General features: G+C 69.0%; 16 protein-coding genes. 10 read left to right on the forward strand and 6 right to left on the reverse strand.

Features of this window, described 5'->3' with window-relative positions; all coding sequences use genetic code 11:
• Positions 1 to 296 precede the first annotated feature (296 nt).
• The 8 genes from ACWGI6_RS29295 (at position 297) to ACWGI6_RS29330 (ending at position 11,214) form a co-directional block, all read left to right on the forward strand.
• Positions 297 to 2,714 carry an ABC transporter family substrate-binding protein gene (locus tag ACWGI6_RS29295; RefSeq protein WP_453270300.1) on the forward strand — a complete coding sequence of 806 codons (2,418 nt, stop codon included), beginning with the start codon at positions 297 to 299 and terminating at the stop codon, positions 2,712 to 2,714.
• A 187-nt stretch (positions 2,715 to 2,901) separates the two neighbouring features.
• Positions 2,902 to 4,773, forward strand: coding sequence for a translational GTPase TypA (gene typA, locus ACWGI6_RS29300; RefSeq protein ID WP_453270301.1), 1,872 nt, complete (start codon positions 2,902 to 2,904; stop codon positions 4,771 to 4,773).
• 141 nt (positions 4,774 to 4,914) lie between these two features.
• Entirely contained in the window at positions 4,915 to 5,247 is a 333-nt protein-coding gene (locus tag ACWGI6_RS29305; protein ID WP_393906851.1) for an antibiotic biosynthesis monooxygenase family protein, read from the forward strand.
• 308 nt (positions 5,248 to 5,555) lie between these two features.
• Positions 5,556 to 7,175 (forward strand): peptide ABC transporter substrate-binding protein, encoded by a 1,620-nt coding sequence (locus tag ACWGI6_RS29310; protein WP_453270302.1) that lies wholly within the window; start codon positions 5,556 to 5,558, stop codon positions 7,173 to 7,175.
• A 27-nt stretch (positions 7,176 to 7,202) separates the two neighbouring features.
• A complete protein-coding gene (locus tag ACWGI6_RS29315; protein WP_453270303.1) occupies positions 7,203 to 8,126 on the forward strand; it encodes an ABC transporter permease in 924 nt (307 codons plus the stop codon).
• Complete coding sequence (locus ACWGI6_RS29320) at positions 8,119 to 9,111, forward strand: ABC transporter permease (protein ID WP_453270304.1); 993 nt, start codon at positions 8,119 to 8,121, stop codon at positions 9,109 to 9,111. The genes ACWGI6_RS29315 and ACWGI6_RS29320 overlap by 8 nt, the downstream gene beginning before the upstream one ends.
• 11 nt (positions 9,112 to 9,122) lie before the next feature.
• Positions 9,123 to 10,163 (forward strand): ABC transporter ATP-binding protein, encoded by a 1,041-nt coding sequence (locus ACWGI6_RS29325; RefSeq protein ID WP_453270305.1) that lies wholly within the window; start codon positions 9,123 to 9,125, stop codon positions 10,161 to 10,163.
• A complete protein-coding gene (locus ACWGI6_RS29330) occupies positions 10,150 to 11,214 on the forward strand; it encodes an ABC transporter ATP-binding protein (protein ID WP_453270306.1) in 1,065 nt (354 codons plus the stop codon). Before ACWGI6_RS29325 ends, ACWGI6_RS29330 begins: the two co-directional genes overlap by 14 nt.
• A gap of 68 nt (positions 11,215 to 11,282) precedes the next feature.
• On the opposite strand, the gene ACWGI6_RS29335 is transcribed toward ACWGI6_RS29330, so the two are convergent.
• The 5 genes from ACWGI6_RS29335 to ACWGI6_RS29355 all read right to left on the reverse strand — a co-directional run bounded on the left by ACWGI6_RS29335 (position 11,283) and on the right by ACWGI6_RS29355 (position 17,555).
• Positions 11,283 to 12,422, reverse strand: coding sequence for an ABC transporter ATP-binding protein (locus ACWGI6_RS29335; RefSeq protein ID WP_453270307.1), 1,140 nt, complete (start codon positions 12,420 to 12,422; stop codon positions 11,283 to 11,285).
• Between the two features lie 12 nt (positions 12,423 to 12,434).
• Positions 12,435 to 13,496: an ABC transporter ATP-binding protein gene (locus tag ACWGI6_RS29340; protein ID WP_453270308.1), complete on the reverse strand. Its 1,062-nt coding sequence runs from the start codon at positions 13,494 to 13,496 to the stop codon at positions 12,435 to 12,437.
• An 11-nt stretch (positions 13,497 to 13,507) separates the two neighbouring features.
• Entirely contained in the window at positions 13,508 to 14,479 is a 972-nt protein-coding gene (locus tag ACWGI6_RS29345; protein WP_453270309.1) for an ABC transporter permease, read from the reverse strand.
• A gap of 138 nt (positions 14,480 to 14,617) precedes the next feature.
• Positions 14,618 to 16,417 (reverse strand): ABC transporter substrate-binding protein, encoded by a 1,800-nt coding sequence (locus ACWGI6_RS29350; RefSeq protein WP_453270310.1) that lies wholly within the window; start codon positions 16,415 to 16,417, stop codon positions 14,618 to 14,620.
• Positions 16,418 to 16,520: 103 nt separating this feature from the next.
• A complete protein-coding gene (locus ACWGI6_RS29355) occupies positions 16,521 to 17,555 on the reverse strand; it encodes an ABC transporter permease (RefSeq protein ID WP_453270311.1) in 1,035 nt (344 codons plus the stop codon).
• A gap of 486 nt (positions 17,556 to 18,041) precedes the next feature.
• On the opposite strand from ACWGI6_RS29355, the gene ACWGI6_RS29360 reads away from it, so the two are divergent.
• Positions 18,042 to 19,169, forward strand: coding sequence for a hypothetical protein (locus tag ACWGI6_RS29360; protein ID WP_453270312.1), 1,128 nt, complete (start codon positions 18,042 to 18,044; stop codon positions 19,167 to 19,169).
• A 32-nt stretch (positions 19,170 to 19,201) separates the two neighbouring features.
• On the opposite strand, the gene ACWGI6_RS29365 is transcribed toward ACWGI6_RS29360, so the two are convergent.
• Positions 19,202 to 21,391, reverse strand: a complete 2,190-nt coding sequence (locus ACWGI6_RS29365) for a prolyl oligopeptidase family serine peptidase (protein WP_453270313.1) — start codon at positions 21,389 to 21,391, stop codon at positions 19,202 to 19,204.
• A gap of 231 nt (positions 21,392 to 21,622) precedes the next feature.
• Between ACWGI6_RS29365 and ACWGI6_RS29370 the strand changes: the two genes are divergently transcribed.
• Positions 21,623 to 21,817, forward strand: a complete 195-nt coding sequence (locus tag ACWGI6_RS29370; protein WP_006603310.1) for a hypothetical protein — start codon at positions 21,623 to 21,625, stop codon at positions 21,815 to 21,817.
• Positions 21,818 to 21,857 lie beyond the last annotated feature (40 nt).

Raw genomic sequence — 21,857 nt, forward strand, 5'->3', positions numbered from 1 at the left:
GGTGCGTTTCGGCAACCATGCGCCTCGGCGTAGGTCGAACGCCGATACGGGAACGGCAGGTACACGGGGCCGCCCGCACCCGCGCGCACCCCGTTTCCGGCCGCCTCAGGGGCCCTGTGTTGGGCCGGGCGGGTGGCCTTGGGGTAGTGGCCGACGTGTCGTGCGGCCGGTCCGCACAGGGTCGCTTTCAGTAGGGGTGCCATAGATGTGATGAGCCGCAAAGTCGGCCGAACGTGGTGCGCCGGTCAGGCCCCAGGCGGCGAGCGGCGGCGCGGGTGAGCCCGGAGGTAACCGTCATGACCGACCACGACCACCCCTCAGGCAGTCGCGCGGCGTGCCGCAGACGCCGCTGCGCCGCGCTTGTCGCGGCGGGGGTGCTGCTCCCGCTGCCGGTCCTGACGGGATGCAGCGACGCGGCCCGGGAGACGTCCGTCGCGACGTCCCAGGACATCGCCCCCGCGCCCCGCGGCGAGCTGAAGAACGGCGGCACCCTGCGCTGGGCGGTCGATTCGATGCCCGGCACGCTGAACGCCTTCCAGTCCGACGCCGACGCGACCACCACGCGGATCGCCGGCGCGGTGCTGCCCAGCATGTTCACCGTCGACGCGAACGGCAGGCCGCAGCGCAACGCCGACTACCTGGACGCCGCGGACATCAGCTCCCGCGACCCCAAGCAGATCGTCACGTACAAGATCAACTCCAAGGCGCGGTGGAGCGACGGCAGGGCGATCACCGCCGCCGACTTCATCGCCCAGTGGACCGCGCTGCGCGGCAAGGACAATGCGTTCTGGACCGCCCGCAACGCCGGTTACGACCGGATCGGCAAGGTCGAACAGGGCGCGGGCCCCCACGAGGTCAAGGTCACCTTCGCCCGGCCCTATGCGGACTGGCGCTCCCTGTTCACCCCGCTCTACCCCAAGAGCGTCATGGCCGACGCCGACGCCTTCAACGACGGTGCCCGCGAGCAACTCAAGGTCGGTGCCGGGCCGTTCCTGGTCCAGAAGCGGGACGCCGAGGAGGGGCGCGTCGTCCTCGTACGCAACCGGAAGTGGTGGGGCGAGCCCGCCCTGCTCAAGAAGATCGTGCTGGAGTCGCTGCCCGGCGACAAGCGGGCCGCGGCGCTCGCCGACGGGAGCGTCGATGTCGCCGCGGTCGACCAGGTCGCCGCGAAGCGGGTCGCCACCGCCCGGCGCGCCGCATCCGGCGCGCCCAAGAAGTCCGGCGACGGCAACGCGGGCCCGCAGGGCGAGGGGAAGCGGGCCCGCCGGTCCGACGCCAAGACCGTCGCCACGGAGAACGCCGTCCTGCGCGGCTACACCATCCGCAAGGCCCTGGAGCCCGCCTACACCCAGCTCGCCCTCAACGGCAGCAGCGGGCCGCTGGCCGACGACCGGGTACGCCGCGCGGTGGCCCGCGCCATCGACCGCCAGGCGCTCGCTGACACCGTCCTCAAGCCGCTCGACCTGCCGTCCAGGCCGCTCGGCAGCCACCTGCTGATGGCCGAGCAGTACGGCTACCAGGACCACAGCGACGCGCTCGGCGGCCAGGACACCGGGGCGGCCCAGGCGCTGCTCGCGGAGGCCGGCTGGAAGAGCGACGGCGCCGACCGCCAGCAGGCCGGCGAGAAGGCGGGCGCACCGGCGCCCGACGCGGAGCGCGCCGCCGACCAGGACGAGGACGGCTTCGACCCGTCGGAGGACCGCGACGGTGACGAGTCCGCCGGTGACCGGCCGGACGGCGGCTACGACGCCGATGCCGATGGCGACGACCGCAACCCGGCCCGCTCCGGCCGCGGCCACGCCGCCCCGCCCGCAAAGGACCACGAAGAAGGCGTCAGGCCCGCCGCCGCCGAGGCCCCGCTGTCCTTCACCGGCGCGGTCGGCTCCGAGGTCCAGCAGGCCGCCCTGCTACGGCAGAGCGCCTCGTTCTACAAGGAGGCGGCCGCCGGCGAGAAGGACGAAGCGGACGGTGACACCGGGTCCGCGGCGTACGCCAAGTACAAGCGGTACGAGAAGCGCGCGGCACAGACGCTCGGCGCGGCCGAGCTGATCGAGACCGGACAGGGCCCGAATCTGCCGGGGTCCGGCGGTCACCCGGGCGCCCGGCACGCGGCCATCGAGCGGCCCGCCGACGCGGCGGCGGCACCTCGGCCGGCCGGCCACCAGGGATCCCGGGTCGCCGCCGTCAAGAAGAACGGCAGGCCGCTCACCCTGCGCTTCGTGCTCCCCGACGGCGCCGGCTCCGCGCAGCTGCGCACCGTCGGGCGGCGGATCGCCGAGATGCTCGGCAAGATCGGCGTGCAGACCTCCATCCAGCGGGTCTCGGACGCCAGCTACTTCCAGGACCACATCGCCTCCGGCGACTACGACCTGGCGCTGTACTCCTGGCCCGGCACCGCCTACCCGGCGACCGACGCCCGGCCGATCTACGCCAAGCCGCAGCCCGCGCCCGACGGCTCACTGACCGTCGAGCAGAACTTCACCCGGGTCGGCAGCGACCACATCGACCAGCTCTTCGACCAGGCCGCATCCGAGCTGGACGAGGGCGCGGCGCACACGCTGGTGGAGCAGGCCGACGCCCGGATCTGGGCCGCCGCCGGGTCGATTCCGCTCTACCAGCGGCCCGAGCTGGTGGCCACGAAGAAGTCGCTCGCCAACATCGGCGCCTTCGGCTTCGCCACGCCCCGCTTCCAGGACATCGGCTACCAGAAGTAGCAGGACTGACGTCCTGGCGAATAAAAGGTAAGAAACCGCAGGCCAGAGGGCATATGTACGGGCTGCGGCGGCCAATGCCGCCGCAGGCCCGTACGATGGGGTGAGGCCGTGGCTTGGTTATGCCCGGCGGGCGCGCGTACCGAATGGACGCGTCGCCACCCACGATTCCGGGAGAAGCGCCGCCAGTATGCCCACGCGCCACGACATTCGTAACGTAGCCATCGTCGCCCACGTCGACCATGGGAAGACGACCCTCGTCGATGCCATGCTCAAGCAGGCCGGCGCGTTCGCCGAACACGCCGCCGAGAAGCTCGACGACCGGATGATGGACTCCAACGACCTGGAGCGTGAGAAGGGCATCACGATCCTCGCCAAGAACACGGCGGTGAAGTATCACCCCAAGGACGGCGGGGACCCGATCACGATCAACATCATCGACACCCCCGGCCACGCCGACTTCGGTGGCGAGGTCGAGCGCGGTCTGTCGATGGTGGACGCGGTCGTCCTGCTGGTCGACGCCTCCGAGGGCCCGCTCCCGCAGACCCGCTTCGTGCTCCGCAAGGCCCTCACGGCCCGGATGCCGGTCATCCTGTGCATCAACAAGACCGACCGTCCCGACTCCCGGATCGACGAGGTCGTCAACGAGACCTACGACCTCTTCCTGGACCTGGACGCGGACGAGGACCAGATCGAGTTCCCGATCGTCTACGCCTGCGCCCGTGACGGCGTCGCCTCGCTGACCAAGCCGGAGGACGGCACCGTCCCCGCCGACAGCGAGAACCTCCAGCCGTTCTTCACCACGCTGCTGGAGCACATCCCGGCGCCGGAGTACGACGAGGACGCCCCGCTTCAGGCCCACGTCACCAACCTCGACGCGGACAACTTCCTCGGCCGCATCGCGCTGCTCCGTGTCGAGCAGGGCGAGCTGAAGAAGGGCCAGACCGTCGCGTGGATCAAGCGTGACGGCACCATGTCCAACGTCCGCATCACCGAGCTGATGATGACCGAGGCGCTCACCCGCAAGCCCGCCGAGAAGGCCGGCCCCGGTGACATCTGTGCGGTCGCCGGTATCCCGGACATCATGATCGGCGAGACGCTGGCCGACCCGGAGAACCCGGTCGCGCTGCCGCTGATCACGGTCGACGAGCCGGCCATCTCGATGACCATCGGTACGAACACCTCGCCGCTGGTCGGCAAGGGCGGCAAGGGCCACAAGGTCACCGCCCGCCAGGTGAAGGACCGCCTGGACAAGGAGCTGATCGGTAACGTCTCGCTGCGCGTGCTGGACACCGAGCGCCCCGACGCCTGGGAGGTCCAGGGCCGTGGCGAGCTGGCGCTGGCGATCCTCGTCGAGACCATGCGCCGGGAGGGCTTCGAGCTCACCGTCGGCAAGCCCGAGGTCGTCACCAAGGAGATCGACGGCAAGACGCACGAGCCGATCGAGCGGCTGACGATCGACTCCCCCGAGGAGCACCTCGGCGCGATCACGCAGCTGATGGCGTCCCGCAAGGGCCGTATGGAGACCATGACCAACCACGGTTCCGGCTGGATCCGCATGGAGTGGATCGTGCCGTCGCGTGGCCTGATCGGCTTCCGTACGGAGTTCCTGACCCAGACCCGCGGTACGGGCATCGCGCACTCCCTCTTCGAGGGCCACGAGCCGTGGTTCGGCGAGCTGCGCACCCGCCACAACGGTTCGCTGGTCGCGGACCGCTCCGGTTCGGTCACGCCGTTCGCGATGGTCAACCTCCAGGAGCGCGGCGTGATCTTCACGGAGCCGGGCACCGAGGTGTACGAGGGCATGATCGTCGGTGAGAATTCGCGCTCCGACGACATGGACGTGAACATCACCAAGGAGAAGAAGCTCACCAACATGCGTGCGGCTTCGGCGGACACCACCGAGAACGTCGTCCCGCCGCGCAGGCTCTCCCTGGAGCAGTCGCTGGAGTTCTGCCGCGACGACGAGTGCATCGAGGTCACCCCGGAGACGGTCCGTATCCGCAAGGTCGTCCTGGACCAGAAGGAGCGCGGCCGCACCGCGTCGCGCGCCAAGCGGTAACACCGACGCCGTTCCGGGCCGGGCAGCCGGTCCGACGTGATGGGGCGCCCCTCCGCGTGAGGGGCGCCCCATTGCTGTGCCGTGCGAGCGCTACCGGGCCTCCGCGACGGCGATGTCAGTGGTCGGCGGCAGACTGGCGGTATGACAGCGACGACGCAGATCGAGGCCGGGCGCGAGATCGCCACGCTCATCAATGTGTTCACCGTGGTGCCGGAGCGGCAGGCGGAGTTGGTGGCGGTGCTGAGCCGGGCCACCGAGGAGACGATGAAGGACCGGCCGGGGTTCATCTCGGCGAACATCCACGCGAGCGCGGACGGCGAACGGGTCGTCAACTATGCGCAGTGGGAGAGCGAGGAGCACTTCCGAGTGATGCTGGCCGACCCGGCGGCGCAGGAGCACATGACGCAGGCCGCCGCGCTGGCGGAGGGGTTCGATCCACGGCTGTACGCGGTGGAGTCCGTGCACCACATATAGGGATCTGCCGGCGCCGTCTCGGGGATGTCCCCAGGGGCGTCCCGTGGCGGGCCGTCCGTTGCGCGGCCCGTCCGTTCGGGGCCGTCCCTTCGGGCTCGCCTGCCTCAGGGCGGCACCGGGGCCTCACGCGGTTCCGTCCCCGTGCCCCTCACCGTCCCCCCGCCGTTCCCCCTCCCGTTCCTTCCCCGCTCGGGCATCCGAGGGGTTTCTCAGGTCTTCGGAGCAGTGGCGGTCGTCGCCGAAGTGCGGTACGTCCCCCTTTGCGATCTTATGTGGGCTAGGCATGATCCCGGACCTGAGGAGGCGTCATGCGGAGAGCCACGCGCGCGAAGTGGGGCGGATGCGCCGTCGCCGTCGCCCTCGTGGCCACGGCATGCGGGGGCGGGGCCGGTGCAAGCCGTTCCGGGGTGATCAGCTCGTCCTGGGGCGATCCGCAGAATCCGCTGGAGCCGGCGAACACCAATGAGGTCCAGGGCGGCAAGGTTCTGGAGATGCTGTTCCGCGGGCTCAAGCGCTATGACCCGAAGACGGGCGCGGCGGAGAATGTGATTGCGGACCGGATCGAGACGTCGGATTCGCAGAATTTCACGGTCACGCTGAAGAAGGGCTGGACCTTCAGCAATGGCGAGAAGGTCACTGCCAAGTCTTTCGTGGATGCCTGGAATTATGGTGCGCTGCTGAGCAACAAGCAGAAGAACGCGGCGTTCTTTCAATATATTGACGGCTTCTCGAAGGTGCATCCGGACAGCGGGAGCCCCCGGGGCAAGACCCTGTCGGGGCTGGCGGTGAAGGACGACCGGACCTTTACCGTCAAGCTCAACCAGAAGTTTTCCAGCTGGCCGGACACACTGGGCTACTCGGCCTTCATGCCGCTACCGCAGGCATTCTTCCGGGATCACGACGCCTGGATCCGGAAGCCCGTCGGGAACGGGCCGTACCTCGTGGACTCCTACGAAAAGGGGTCCGTGCTGCGGATGCGGAAGTGGGCGAAGTATCCGGGTGACGACCCGGCGCACAACGGCGGTATCGATCTGCGGGTCTATACGGACAACAACACCGCCTATACCGATCTGCAGGCCGGCAACCTCGATCTGGTCGATGATGTGCCCGCCGCGCAGCTCAAGCATGTGAAGACGGACCTCGGGGGGCGCTATATCAATCAGCCGGCCGGGATCATTCAGACCCTGACCTTCCCCATGTACGACAAGAGGTGGAACCACCCGGGCGCGGAGAAGGTGCGGCGCGGTCTCTCGATGGCGATCGACCGGGACCAGATCACCCGGGAGATCTTCCAGAAGACCCGGACGCCCGCCACGGACTGGACCTCGCCGGTGCTGGGCGCGGACGGAGGCTACAAGACGGGGCTGTGCGGCGATGCCTGTGTGTTCAACGCGGCCAGGGCAAAGCAGCTGATCAAGGAGGGCGGCGGCATTCCCGGCGGCAGGACGATGCTCACGTACAACGCCGATACGGGGTCCCACAAGGACTGGATCGATGCCGTCTGCAACAGCATCAACAAGTCGCTGGGGGACGACAACGCCTGCGTCGGGGACCCGGTCGGGACGTTCGCCGACTTCCGGAACAAGATCACGGCCAAGCAGATGACCGGGCCGTTCCGGGCCGGCTGGCAGATGGACTATCCGCTGATTCAGAACTTTCTGCAGCCGCTGTACTACACCAACGCCTCGTCCAACGACGGCAAGTTCAGCAATCGCACCTTCGACAATCTGGTGAACGAGGCGAATGCGGAAACGGACACCGGTCAGGCGGTCGCGAAGTTCCAGGACGCGGAGAAGATCCTCGCCCAGCAGATGCCGGCCATTCCGCTGTGGTACCAGAACGGCAGCGGCGGCTATTCGGACCGGATCAGCAATGTGTCACTGAATCCGTTCAGTGTGCCCGTCTACAACGAGATCAAGGTCAACTGACTGCGGTGTGAGGGAGGTTGACGCTTCATGGGACGCTATGTGATCCGGCGGCTGCTCCAGATGATCCCGGTGTTCATCGGCAGCACATTCCTGATCTTCTTCATGGTCTATGCGCTGGGTGACCCCGTGGCCGCGATGTTCGGCGACCGGGCCCCCGACCCCGCCACCGCCGCGCAGATCCGCCGCGATCTCTTCCTCGATGAGCCGCTGTGGAAGCAGTATCTGCATTACATGGGCCAGATCTTCCAGGGGAACTTCGGCACCGCGTTCAACGGCCAGTCGGTCACCGAGCTGATGGCCTCCGCCTTTCCCGTCACGCTCCGGCTGACCATCGTCGCCATCGTGATCGAGATGGTGGTGGGCATCGTGCTGGGGGTGTTCAGCGGGCTGCGGCGCGGCCGGGACATCGACACCACGGTGCTGGTCCTCAGCCTCGTCGTGGTGTCCATCCCGACGTTCGTCAGCGGCTATCTGCTGCAATTCCTGTTCGGGGTGCAGTGGGGCTGGGCCGCGCCGTCCGTGGCCCCGGAAGCGCCACTGAACGAACTCCTGCTGCCGGGGCTGGTGCTGGCGCTGGTCTCGCTCGCCTATGTGACCCGGCTGACCCGGACCTCGATCGCGGAGAACGCCCGCGCCGACTACGTCCGTACGGCCATCGCCAAGGGCCTGCCCCGGCACCGGGTCATCACCCGCCATCTGCTGCGCAATTCGCTGATCCCGGTGGTCACGTTCATCGGCACGGACATCGGCGCCCTGATGGGCGGCGCGATCGTCACCGAGCGCATCTTCAACATCCACGGCGTCGGATTCCAGCTCTACCAGGGCATCCTGCGGCAGAATTCGCCGACCGTCGTGGGCTTCGTGACCATCCTGGTGCTGGTCTTCCTCCTGGCGAACCTCCTCGTCGACCTGTTGTACGCCGTCCTCGACCCGAGGATCCGCTATGCCTGAGTCCTACGTCCCGAAGGAAGCCATCGGCCATGGCGACGGCGGCCCCGCCGCGCTGGCCATCGGCGAGGCGGAGTCCCTGGAGCGACGGCCCGGTGCCGCCCCGCCGGGCGCCGGCCCCACCGGCGCAGAGCCCCTCGGCAAGCCCCGCAGCCTGTGGAGCGACGCCTGGCACGATCTGTACCGCAATCCCGTGTTCGTGGTCTCCGCGCTGGTCATCGTCTTCCTGGTGATCATCGCGATCTGGCCGCAGCTGATCGCCACCGGCAACCCGTACCGCGCGGACCTCGCCAAGGCGCAGCAGGGCTCCCAGCCCGGCCACCCCTTCGGCTTCGACACCCAGGGCCGGGACGTCTACACCAGGGTGGTCTACGGGGCCCGTGCCTCCATCACCGTCGGAGTCTGCGCCACGACCGGTGCGGCGCTGCTCGGCAGCCTGCTGGGCGGGCTGGCCGGCTTCTTCGGCGGCTGGGGCGACACCCTGCTCTCCCGGCTCGCCGATATCTTCTTCGGCATCCCGGTGATCCTCGGCGGCCTGGTCTTCCTCTCCGTCGTCACGAGCACCACGGTCTGGCCGGTGGTCGGCTTCATCGTGCTGCTCGGCTGGCCGCAGATCTCCCGTATCGCCCGCGGCTCCGTCGTCACCGCCAAGCAGAACGACTACGTCCAGGCCGCACGGGCGCTCGGCGCGGGCAACGGCCGGATGCTGCTGCGGCATATCGCACCGAACGCCGTCGCGCCGGTCATCGTCGTCGCCACCATCGCGCTCGGTACGTACATCGCGCTGGAGGCGACGCTCTCCTACCTGGGCGCGGGCCTGAAACCGCCCACCGTCTCCTGGGGCATCGATATCTCCACGGCCTCCACGTACATCCGCAGCGCACCGCACATGCTGCTGTGGCCCGCGGGCGCGCTGAGCATCACGGTGCTGGCGTTCATCATGCTCGGCGACGCGGTGCGCGACGCCCTCGACCCCAAGCTGCGCTGAGGAGCCGGAAGATGACGAACCACGAGGCGGAGCCCGGGCCCGCGGGCGCCGCGACGGCCGTCGCCGAACCCCCGCTGCTCGACGTCCGCGATCTGCGGGTCGAGTTCCGTACCCGGGACGGCGTGGCGAAGGCCGTCAACGGCGTCAGCTACCACGTCGCGCCGGGGCAGACGCTGGCGGTGCTCGGGGAGTCCGGCTCCGGCAAGTCCGTCACCGCACAGGCCGTGATGGGCATCCTCGATTCACCGCCGGGGTTCGTCACCGGCGGCGAGATCGTCTTCCAGGGGCGCGATCTGCTCGCCCTGCGCAAGGACGAGCGGCGCAAGGTCCGCGGCGCGAAGATGGCGATGATCTTCCAGGACGCCCTGTCCGCGCTGAATCCGGTCCTCACCGTCGGCGCACAGCTCGGGGAGATGTTCCAGGTCCACGAGGGGATGTCCCGTAAGGAGGCCCGCGGCAAGGCCGTGGAGCTGATGGAGCGGGTCGGCATCCCCGCGGCCGGGCAGCGGGTGGGCGACTATCCGCACCAGTTCTCCGGCGGGATGCGCCAGCGCATCATGATCGCGATGGCGCTGGCCCTCGGCCCCGACCTGATCATCGCGGACGAGCCGACCACGGCGCTGGATGTCACCGTCCAGGCGCAGGTGATGGACCTGCTGGCGGAGCTGCAGCGCGAACTCACCATGGGGCTGATTCTGATCACCCATGACCTCGGGGTGGTCGCGGACGTCGCGGACACCATCGCGGTGATGTACGCGGGCCGGATCGTCGAGACCGCCCCCGTCCACCAGCTCTACAAGGCGCCCGCGCACCCGTACACCCGCGGTCTGCTGGACTCCATCCCGCGGCTGCACCACAAGGGCCGGCCGCTGTACGCCATCAAGGGCCTGCCGCCCAACCTGACCGCCATCCCGCCGGGTTGCCCCTTCCACCCGCGCTGTCCGCTGGCCCAGGACATCTGCCGTACCGATCCTCCGCCGCTCTACGAGGCCGGACCCGGCCGGGCCAGCGCCTGCCACTTCTGGAAGGAGACCCTCGATGGCGCACGGTGACGAGGGCGCCCCGGCGGTCGCCGCCGGGGAACCGATCCTGGAGATCCGCGATCTGGTCAAACACTTCCCGCTCACCCGGGGCGTGCTCTTCAGGAAGCACGTCGGCGCGGTCCAGGCCGTCGACGGAGTCTCCTTCGACCTCCGCAAGGGCGAAACGCTCGGCATCGTCGGCGAATCGGGCTGCGGCAAGTCCACGGTCGCCAAGCTGCTGGTCGGCCTGGAACGGCCGACGGCGGGTCGGATCCGCTACCGGGACGAGGACATCAGTGCCCTGTCCGGCCGGGCGCTGAAGGCCGTACGGCGCAACATCCAGATGGTGTTCCAGGACCCCTACACCTCCCTGAACCCCCGGATGACCGTCGGCGACATCATCGGTGAGCCGTACGAGATCCACCCCGAGGTGGCCCCCAAGGGAGACCGCCGCAGAAAGGTCCGGGAACTCCTGGACGTGGTCGGGCTCAACCCCGAGTACATCAACCGCTATCCGCACCAGTTCTCCGGCGGACAGCGCCAGCGCATCGGCATCGCCCGCGGCCTCGCGCTGCGCCCGGAGATCATCGTCGCCGATGAACCGGTCTCCGCGCTGGATGTCTCCGTCCAGGCCCAAGTGGTCAACCTGCTGGAGCAGTTGCAGAACGAGTTCGACCTGTCGTACGTCTTCATCGCCCACGATCTGTCCGTCGTACGGCATATCTCCGACCGTGTCGCGGTGATGTACCTGGGCCGGCTCGCCGAGATCGGCACCGAGGAGCAGATCTACGACCACCCCACCCACCCGTACACCCAGGCCCTGCTGTCCGCCGTGCCCGTCCCCGACCCGGACGCCCGCACCCACCAGGACCGCATCCTGCTGGCGGGCGACGTCCCCTCGCCCGCCGCCCCGCCCTCCGGCTGCCGCTTCCGCACCCGCTGCTGGAAGGCCCGGCAGCTGTGCGCCGACGTCGTGCCGCCACTGGACGTGCCCGCGGAGTTCCGGGACGCGGCGGGACCGGCCGCGCACGACTCGGCCTGCCACTTCGCCGAGGAGCGGCAAGTGGTGCCGAGCGAGTGAGAGAAGCCGGAGCCCGCCTCCCGTAGGGGAAGCGGGCTCCGGCTTCGAGCGGCGGCTGCGGCGGCCGTCTAGTCGGTCTTGCCGACCTCGCCGGCTACCTCGACGTCCTCCATCGCGGCCAGCGCCGGGTCGAGGATGATGTCCTCGTCCCGGGCCGCGGTCGTCGGCTCCTCGGGGAAGTGACAGGCCGTGAGATGGCCGGTCTTGTTCCCGGTGATCTGGACGAGCGGCGGCTCCTCGGTCGCGCACTTGTCCTGCGCCTTCCAGCACCGCGTACGGAACCGGCAGCCGGAGGGCGGGTTGACGGGGGAGGGGACGTCACCGGCGAGGCGGATGCGCTCGCGGTCCTCCTCCTCGCCTTCCACCAGCTTGGCCTCGGGCACCGCCGAGAGCAGGGCGTGGGTGTACGGGTGGCGCGGCCGGTTGTAGATCTCGTCGCGGGCACCCACCTCGACGATCTTGCCGAGGTACATCACCGCGACGCGCTCGCTGAAGTGCCGCACGATCGCCAGGTCGTGGGCGATGAACAGGAACGCGATGCCCAGCTCACGCTGCAGCTTCTGGAGCAGGTTGACGACCTGCGCCTGGATGGAGACATCGAGCGCGGAGACCGGCTCATCGGCGATGATCAGCTTCGGCTCCAGGGCGAGCGCCCGGGCCACGCCGATGCGCTGGCGCTGGCCGCCGGAGAACTCGTGCGGGAAGCGGTTGTAGTGCTCCGGGTTGAGACCGACGGTCTCCAGGAGCTCACGGATCCGCTTCTCCCGGCCACCGGGCGGGTTGATCCCGTTGATCTCCATCGGGCCGCCGATGATGGTGCCCACCGTCTGCCGCGGGTTCAGCGAGGCATACGGGTCCTGGAAGATCATCTGGATCTCGGAGCGGATCGGCGCCAGTTCCTTGCGGTTGGCGCGGGTGATGTCCCGGCCCGCATAGGTGATCTTGCCGGAGGACGGCTCCATGAGCCGGGTGAGCAGCCGTCCGGTGGTGGACTTGCCGCAGCCCGACTCGCCGACCAGGCCGAAGCTTTCGCCGGCGTGCACGGTCAGGTCGACGCCGTCGACCGCCTGGACCGCGCCGACCTTCCGCTTGAACGGGAATCCGCCGTAGATCGGGAAGTGCTTGGTGAGGCCCTCGGCGGTGAGCAGCGGCTCGCCCGGGACGGGCGCGGCGTCGCGAGGCGCCGGGAGGGTGACGTTGTCTGTCATGGTGGTCGCTCCCTAGCCCAGCCGGGGCTTGATCTGCTCGGTGAAGAGGGTCTGCTTCTGCTCGGCGCTCAGGTGGCACGCGGCGGCGCGCCCCAGCTCCAGCGGCGGCCGCTTGTCGGTGCAGCGCGCACCGCCGACCTCGCCGGTGAAGCCGCAGCGCGGATGGAAGGCGCAGCCGGAGGGCGGGTTGAGCAGGCTCGGCGGCGACCCGGGGATCGGGTGCAGCGCCTCGCTGACGTCCGAGGAGAGCCGCGGCATGGAGCTCAGCAGGCCCCAGGTGTACGGGTGCCGGGGCTGGGTGAGGATCTCCTTGACGGAGCCCCGCTCCACCGCCCGGCCCGCGTACATCACCAGCAGGTCGTCCGCGGTGTTGGCGACCACGCCGAGGTCATGGGTGATCAGGATGATCGCGGAGCCGAACTCCTGCTGCAGGTCCTTGAGGAGGTCGAGGATCTGCGCCTGGACGGTGACGTCCAGAGCGGTGGTCGGCTCGTCGGCGATCAGGAGCTGGGGGTTGCAGGCCAGCGCCATGGCGATCATGGCGCGCTGGCGCATACCGCCGGAGAACTGGTGCGGATAGTCGTCCACCCGCAGAGTGGGCTGCGGGATACCGACCTTGGTCAGCAACTCGATGGCGCGCTGCCGGCCCTCGCGCTTGCTTGCGCCGGTGTGCTTCACGAACGGCTCGGCGATCTGCCGGCCGACCGTGTAGTACGGCGACAGCGCGGTCAGCGCGTCCTGGAAGATCATGGCCATCTTGTTGCCGCGGAGCTTTTCCAGGGTCTTCTCCCTGGCTCCGGTCAACTCCTGGCCGTCCAGGACGATTTCGCCGCCGATCTCGGTGGCCTTCGGGTTGTGCAGCCCCAGGATCGCGAGGTTGGTCACCGACTTGCCGGAGCCCGATTCGCCGACGATGCCGAGGGTCTGGCCGCGTTCCAGATCGAAGGAGAGACCGTCGACCGCCTTGACGATGCCGTCCTCGGTGGAGAACCGCACATGCAGGTCACGGACGGACAGGAAGGGGTCGGACCCGGCCGGCACCGTGGTGCCTTCGGTCTTGGTGAGTGTGGTCACTTCAGGCTCTCCTAGGACAGGCGCACGCGCGGGTCGATGAAGGCGTACGTCGCATCCACGATGATGTTGAACACCAGGATCAGGGCGGCGCTGAAGATCAGCACGCCCATGACCATGGGCAGATCGAGGGTGGTGACGGAGTCGATCGCCAGGCGGCCGATGCCCGCCAGCTGGAAGGTGAACTCGGTGATCATCGCGCCGCCGAACAGCGAGCTGAGGTCCATGCCGAGGATGGTCACGATGGGGATCAGCGAGCCGCGCCAGGCGTAGCGCAGGAAGACGTACGAGCTGGACATGCCCTTGGCCTTGGCCGTCCGGACGTGTTCCTCCTGCAGCTGCTCGATCATCGTCGAGCGGGACATACGGGTGTACTGCGCGGTGAAGATCGTCGACATCACGATCCAGGGGATCAGCAGGCCCATGAACCACCCGGCGGGGTTCGAGGTGAAGTCCACGTACTTGGGGGAGTCCAGGAGACCGCTGTAGACGAACAGACCGAGCGCGATCGGACCGAGGATGTAGATCTGCGCCGAGCTCAGCACCATCGAGATCGAGGTGAGCACCTTGTCCAGGGCCGAGCCGCGCTTGTAGGCGGCCAGCAGGCCGGTGCCCAGACCCACGGTCAGGAACACCGCGGCGCCGCCGATGGCCAGCGACGCGGTGGTGGGCAGCCGGTCGAGCAGCGTCGAGAACACGTCCTGCTTGGTGGCGAAGGAGTAGCCGAAGCACGGGGCGCTGCAGTGGCCGATGGAGTAGTCGCGGCCGGCGAAGATGCCGACGAGGAAGTCCCAGAACTGCGTCGTCAACGGCTTGTCGAGGCCGAGATTCTGGTGAATCAGCGCGATGTTGTCCGCGGTGCAGTTCTTTCCGCAGGACATCGTTGCCGGGTCACCGGCACCGAAGAACATGAAGAAGGTGAAGGCGCTGAGCAGAAAAAGGATGACAACAGCGCCGAACGTCCGGCGAAGTAGGAATTGAAGCATGGCAGTTCGCTGCTCTCAGGACGGCGGCGGCAGTGGGTGAGGGGTGGGTGGGAAGGCCCCGGAGGGCGCGCGTTCCGCCGTGTGCGCGCCATCCGGAGTGCCTTCGTCAGGTGGTGGCCTTGTGGGCCACCGCTGCAGCTACTTCTTCAGGTACAGCGTGTTCGGGTCGAGGTAGCTGACGTCCAGGTTGTAGCGGACGCCACCGACGTTCGAGCCGTACAGCTGGAGCACCTTGGTGTAGAAGGCCGGTGCGGCCGGGTTGACCTTCTCCACGATGTACTGGTGCAGCTTCTGCCACTCCGCGGTCGCCTTCTTGACGTCGGCGATCTTCGAGATCCGGGCGATCTCGGAGTTCACGTGCTTGTCGTTGACGTGGGAGTAGTTGGAGGCGCCGTCCTGGATGGTGGTGCCGTCGTACGAGGGCGGGATGACCGTCGAGGCGTCCGGCCAGTCCTGGCCCCAGCCGGTCATGTAGATGTCGAAGCCGTTGTCGACCTTGCCCATCTGCTCGTACCAGGAGGCCGCGTCGACCTCCTTCTTCTGCACGTTGAAGCCGGCCTTGGTCAGCGCGTCCTCGATGGCGACGGCTTCCTTCTGGCGCGACTCGGTGTTCGAGAAGGCGTAGACGAGCTTCATGCCCGTCTTGCCGGCCTCCTTGAGGAGCTTCTTGGCCTTCTCCGGCTCACCGTTGGGGTGCGAGAGCTTGCCGTAGGGGTCGTAGCCCTTCTTGTAGCCCGCCACGGTCGGGGCGAGCAGACCGCCGGCGATCTCACCGCCGTAGCTGCCGCCGTTGAGCCGGACGAGCTGCTGGTCCGGCAGCGCGTAGGTGATCGCGTCGCGGATCTTCTTGTCCTTGAGGCGGTCCATGTTGAAGTTCATCTGCCAGACGTAGGGCTGGTAGCCCTGCACCATGCGCTTGCTCGCGCTCGGGTTGTCCAGCACGTTCTTCGTCAGCGTCGGGTCGACCGAGTTGGTGAAGCTCACCGCGTTCTTGGCCTCACCCTGGTCGGCCATCAGGCGCTTGGTGGAGTCCGACGCCTGGTGGTTGAAGGTGATGTTGAAGCCGTCCGGGTACTGGTGGTGGACCGGGTCCGTCTTCGCGTCCCAGTTCTTGTTGCGCACCAGCTGCATGGACTTGCCGGACTTGAACGCCGCGATCTTGTACGGGCCCGAGGACACCGGCTTGACGTCGTAGGCGTCCTTGGTGTCCTTCGCACTGTCCGGGACCGCGCTGTAGCCGGGCATCGTCAGCGCGTAGGGCAGCTGCGAGTTCGGCTGCTTGAAGTGGAAGATGATGGTCTTCGCGTCCGGCGTGTCCAGCACGCTCTTGGGCAGGTGGTCGCCCTTGTACGGACCGTCCGGCAGCGCCTTGCGGTACGTGGTGCCGGCGCCCGACAGCCAGGTCTGTACGTAGGTGGGACCGTCGGTGATGAACTTGGCGTAGAGCCGCTCGATGCTGTGGCGGATGTCCTTCGAGGTGATCGGCGTGCCGTCCTCGAACTTGATGCCGTCCTTGAGCGTGTACTTCCAGGTCTTGCCGCCGTCGGACATCTGGCCGGCGTCGGTGGCGAGGTCGCCCACGACCTTGGCGTTGCCCTTGTCGTCCTGCTTGAAGCTGGTCAGGCCGCGGAAGATCAGCTGGGACAGCGCCTTCATGTCGCTGACGTACATCTGGCCCGGGTCCAGGTGGTTGTAGCTGTCACGCTGGTAGACGCGGAGGGTGCCGCCGGAGTGGGCGCCCTTCACGTCGACCGCCGGGCCGGTGGAGTCGGAGGTCGTGCCCATCGGGATCGCCTTGGCCTGGGAGGCGGCGTCCTTGTCGGTCTGCGACTTGCTCTCGTTGGAGCCGCTGCCGCCGCTGCAACCGGTGAGCGCGAGCGATCCGGCCGCGAGGGCCACGATCGCCGCGCGTGCTCTGCGCGTAGATAGTGCGTTCATGGGTTTCCAAGCACCTGCCTGTCAGTTGGTGTCCAGATGTGCTGTCTGACGCATCCCGGGCAGGCCCGGCAGGGGTGACAGCAAGCCCCCCTCAAGTGGACGATCAGCGCCCGGACTTGGGATCGAAGGCGTCGCGTACCGAATCTCCGAGCAGGTTGAAGCAGAGCACGAAGATCACCATGGCCACGGCGGGGATGAGCAGGAACGCGGGGTCGTTCTCGTAGAAGCGCGCGCCTGCCTGGAACAGCGCCCCCCAGTCGGGGGTCGGTTCGACGATGCCGACGCCCAGGAAGGACAGGCCCGCCTCCGCGGTCACGAAGAGGGGGAGCATGTAGGTGCCCTGCACCAGCACCGGAGTGACGACGTTCGGCAGCAGCTCCTTGCGGATGATCCGCCAGGGCGAGGCGCCGGTGATCTTCGCGGCTTCGACGAATTCCCGCTCCCGCAGGGAGAGCACCTGTCCTCGCAGCAGCCGGGCCAGACCCATCCAGCCCAGGGACCACTGCACGATGATCAGCGCGCAGACCCGCACATAGGTCGGGGTCTCGTCGCCCGGCGGCACGAAGAGCGCCACCACGACCGGCATGAAAGCCACGAAGGTCAGCTGGCTCGGGAAGGCCAGCAGGAAGTCGATCACCCGGCTGAGGAAGTAGTCGGTCCTGCCGCCGATGAAGCCGGCGGTGATGCCGATGATGATGCCGGTGATCACGGTCAGGAGGGTCACCGCGACCGAAATGCCGAGCGACATTCGCATGCCGTAGATCAGCCGCATGAACACATCGCGGCCCAGCTGCGGCTCGATGCCGAACCAGTGCTCGGGGGAGATCCCGCCGTTGGTGCCCGCCGGGTATCCGAACTCATCGAGGAGATTGGGATCGTCACTGCCGTAGAGCGTGTACGGGTCCTTGCCGTACAGGGCGCTGATCACCGGGGCCAGTGCCGCGATGACGAAGAAGGCGAGCACGATGATCGCGCAGAGCATGCCGGTGCGGTCGCGTTTGAAACGCGTCCACATCAATTGGCCGGGGGAACGGCCGACGAGCTCACCGCCCTTGCCTGCCTTTTCCTTCTTCAGACCGTCGGGGCCAGGTCCTGGGGTGTCGGACGTGGTAGCCGCGGTCTGGGATGGACTAGTCATCGCGAAGTGCCCCCGCGCCGAGTTCTCTTGGAACATGAAGCGGCACCGAATGCACCGCTGGATGAGCGGACTTTCGCAAGTGATTTATGGCGGAGTCAAGGGGATCGGGTGTGCTCGTGAACAGGTCGTCTACTTCTTGAGCGAACATTGCGCAAGTTGACGCCATGGCGTGCTTGACAGGTGGGCGGGATATACGGCATGGGGGACATATCGATACAAACGTCTTTAACATGAAGGCAACTTCACTGTCGCAACACCGATATACGGACGCGCCATGATGAACAACGTACGGCCGTGCGGGTGCCGTAGACCGGCCGGGACGCCAGGTGGCGTCCCGGCCGGTTGTCGTTTGCGGTCATTTCGTCCACCGCTCGCTGCGGGCTCTGTTGTCCCTGCGCCGGGTGTGGAGTAGACCTGCGGTAGGCACCCCCTCACTTAGGGGTGCCAGGGACCACCCAGTACATCGACACGGACGGGGGGCTGGCCGTGTCCACAACTCGGGACGGCGTTCTCACCCGCGGCGCACGCGGCATCGGAGCGCTGGTCTGCTTGCTGCTCGCGCTGCTCACCGCGGGCTGGATCATCCGGGATCTGACGATCGCCCAGCACGGCGCGGATGTGGGGTGGACCTGGCTCGGCGAGGCACGCCGGCCGCGGGAGTTCACCGCCTGGGCCACCTCGGCGTTCGACCCCCTACTGGTACTCGGGGCGCTCATCGTCGCGGTCGTCGCGGTACGCAGCGCCGTCACCCCGTCCGTGGCCGCGGGCGCGCTGCTCTCGCTGGCGGCCGTCACCGTACTGCTGCGGGTTCCGCTGGTGTGGATGCTGGGCGCGGGCTGGCTCCAGGGGCTGGACAGCGGCCTCACCGAGCGGGCGCGGCTGACCGCCCTCACCCAGCTCGCCCTGGCGGTCGCGCTGATCGTGGTGGTCGTGGCGGGCCGACGGCGGGCCGGGGCGGGCCGGCACGCCGGTCACGGTCACGGTGCGCGCGGGCTGCCGGCGGTGGCGTCCTCGGCGTACGGAGTGGTCCACGCGGTGCAGTACCGGGCGGATCCCGAGCGGCCCGGCCGGCCGTACAAGGGGGCGGCCGTCACCGCCGCCGTCCTCCTGGGCACCGCCGGACTCGCCGTGGCCGGCTGGGAGGTCCACTGGCAGATGCGGCTCGGCGGGGACGTCTACCGCAAGGGGCTGCTCGGGGATGCGTCCGTCTTCCGTGCCCTGCTGCAGCCCCCGGTGCACTGGCAGGCGGTGGCGCTCGCGCTGCTGGCCCTGGGGGCCGCGGCCGCCCTGCTGCGCCGCGCGCCCTGGGCCCGGCCCGCGGGTGTGACGGCCGCGGCCCTGCTGCTCGTGCACGGAGCCGTGGCGCTGGCCTTCGCCCAGCGCACCGGCGAACTCGGCCGCCTCACCGCGCTGCCCGTCCAGGCCCGGCTGGAGGTGGGCACCGCGGCCTTCGTGGCGGCCGCCGGGCTGGCCGCACTGCTCGCTGCGGCCCGGCCCGGCGTACCCGAGGCCTTCCACGACGCGGACGGGGTGCTGGCGTACGGCTCCGCCCCGGGCGAGGCGCGGCCACCGCACGCCCCGCCCCCGCCGTCCAGGCTTCCGCCCGGCTGGTGAGACGGCTCCCCGGTCCCGCGACGGCTACCGCCTCAGGACGGCATCCCCAAGGACCGCTTGAGGAATTCGACCTGGAGCAGCAGTAGGTTTTCGGCCACCTGCTCCTGCGAGGCCATGTGCGTCACCCCGGACAGGGGCAGCACCTCGTGCCGGCGGCCCGCGGCCAGCAGTGCCGAGGACAGCCGCAGTGAGTGCGCCACCACCACGTTGTCGTCCGCGAGGCCGTGCACGATCAGCATCGGACGGTGCGGCTCCACCGCCCCGGACAGTCCCTCATCCGTGATCAGCGAGTTCGCCGCATAGACCGCCGGCTCCTCGTCCGGGTGGCCGAGATACCGCTCCTGGTAATGGGTGTCGTACAGGCGCAGATCGGTCACCGGCGCGCCGACCACCGCCGCATGGAAGACATCGGGGCGGCGCAGCGCCGCGAGCCCCGCGAGATAGCCGCCGAAGGACCAGCCGCGGATCGCCACCCGGTCCATATCAAGGGGAAAAGTTCCGGCCAGCGCCTGGAGGGCATGGACCTGGTCGTCCAGCGCGCACTCGGCGAGCCGGCGGGAGACCGCCTTCTCCCAGGCGGGGGAGCGGCCCGGGGTGCCCCGGCCGTCCGCGACGATCACCGCGAACCCCTGGTCGGCGAACCACTGGGAGGTCAGATGGGCGTGGTGCGAGGCGACCACCCGCTGGCCGTGCGGACCGCCGTACGGGTCCATCAGCACCGGCAGCGGACCATCGCTCTCCGTATATCCGGTGGGCAGCAGCACCGCGCACGGAATCTCGCGTTCGCCGGCCCGGACGAGACGGGGACGGGCGGTCAGCACCGGCTCCTCGACGCAGGAGCCGATGGTGGCGAGGGTCTTCTCCCCGCCGTCGGGATTCAGCCGCACCACCTCCACCTTGGTGCCGGGCCGCTCCAGCGACGTCTGCGACAGCACGGTCACCGCGCCACCGCGCACCGCGGAGGACACGGTCGGATACGGGCGCTCGGCCACCCGCTCCCAGCCACCCTGGTCACCGCTGCCGCGGAACCAGGCGCGGTAGACGCCGATGTCATGCATCTCGGTGCCGCTCGCGGAGAAGAGGACATCGTCCTCACCGATGTCCAGAACGGCCCGGACGTGCAGCGGCGCCCCGGTCAGCGGGCGGTCGCCGACGAACAGTTTGCGCGCGCCCCCCTCGTCCGAGATCCGCACCAGCCGGCCGTCCGGCGTCCAGGCCGGCGCCCCGGGGAACGGCTCGACCCACGCCTCGTCCTCCTCCTCGTGCACCGTCCTGGTCGTACCGGTCGCGGTGTCGACGGTCAGATAGCGCTGGTCGCGCTGGTCGCGGGCCTGGACGAGCAGCAGCGGCGGCCCGGCCGCCGACCAGTGGACGCGCGCGAGGTAGGGGTAGCGCTCGGTGTCCCAGCTGATGTCCGTGCGCGAGCCGTCCAGGCCGAACAGCGCCAGCGTGACCGCGGCGTTGCGGGTGCCCGCCGCCGGATACGCGACCCGGGCGGGCTCCCGGTCCGGGTGGGCGGGGTCGGAGATCCACCAGCGCTGCACCGGCGCCTCGTCGACCCGCGCCGCCAGCACCGCGTCGCTGGCCGGCGACCACCAGAAGCCCCGGTAGCGGCCCATCTCCTCGGCCGCGATGAACTCCGCCAGACCCCAGGTCACCTCGGGCCCGTCGGGCTCCGCCAGCACCCGGTCCGCCGGCGCGGCACCCGCGGGGCCCCCGCCGCCCTCGTCCGCGGTCGCGCCGCCGTCGACCGTGACCACCCGCAGTCGGCCGTCCGCCACAAAGGCCACCTGACGGCCGTCCGGCGACGGGCGGGGGTCCACGACCGGCCCTCGGACCGGGAGTTCACGGGTGGTGCCGGCCCGTAGCTCGGAGAGGAACAGCCGGCCGGAGAGCGTGAACGCCGCCAACTCCACGGCGGCGTCCGTCGCATAGCCGACGATGCCCGCCGAGCTCTCCCGGCTGCGCTCGCGGCGGGCCCGCTCCTGCGGCGGAAGGTCCTCCTCGACACCGGCCAGCAGTGCCTGCGGATCGGCGGCCGTGAACTCCCGGCCCGCTTCCAGATCGAGCACCCACAGCCGCTGGCTGCGATCGGTACCCGAGTGGGAACGGAGGAAGACGACGCGCGTGCCGTCGGGGGAGAGGGCGTAGCCGCGCGGTGCGCCGAGAGTGAAGCGCTGCGTACGGGCGTACTGCCGCGGGAACGAAGGCTGTCCGGTCATGGGGCGAGCCTAAAGGGGGACGGGCTCACCGCGGTCGCGCTCGTGAAGATCGTGTGCGCCCCCGCTCTGCTTCCGTGCTCCGACTTATGCGCTAGGACGGAAAGTTATGATCCCTTGGGTGCCGTGAGTACGGGGTAAAGAGCCCTTGGCATACCCGGTGCGTGGGTCCGTGAAGACGGCTCGGGCACCATCAACTCTGTTCGGACCGTGAGTACTTGGAGGTGAGCCGCCGTGGCACTCTCGATTTCGGCGGTGGTGCTGCTGGCGATCATCGTCTTCTTGCTTGTCAAGAAGTCCGGACTGAAGGCCCCGCATGCCTTGGTGTGCATGCTGCTGGGCTTCTATCTGGCCAGCTCGTCCATCGCGCCGACGATCAAGCAGCTGACGACGAACGTCGCCGGAATGCTGGGGAACATCAAGTTCTGACCCGCTCCCGGCCGGTCCCGTCCGCCGCGCGCCCGTGCTC

The sequence above is a fragment of the Streptomyces sp. NPDC054786 genome, assembly GCF_053611685.1.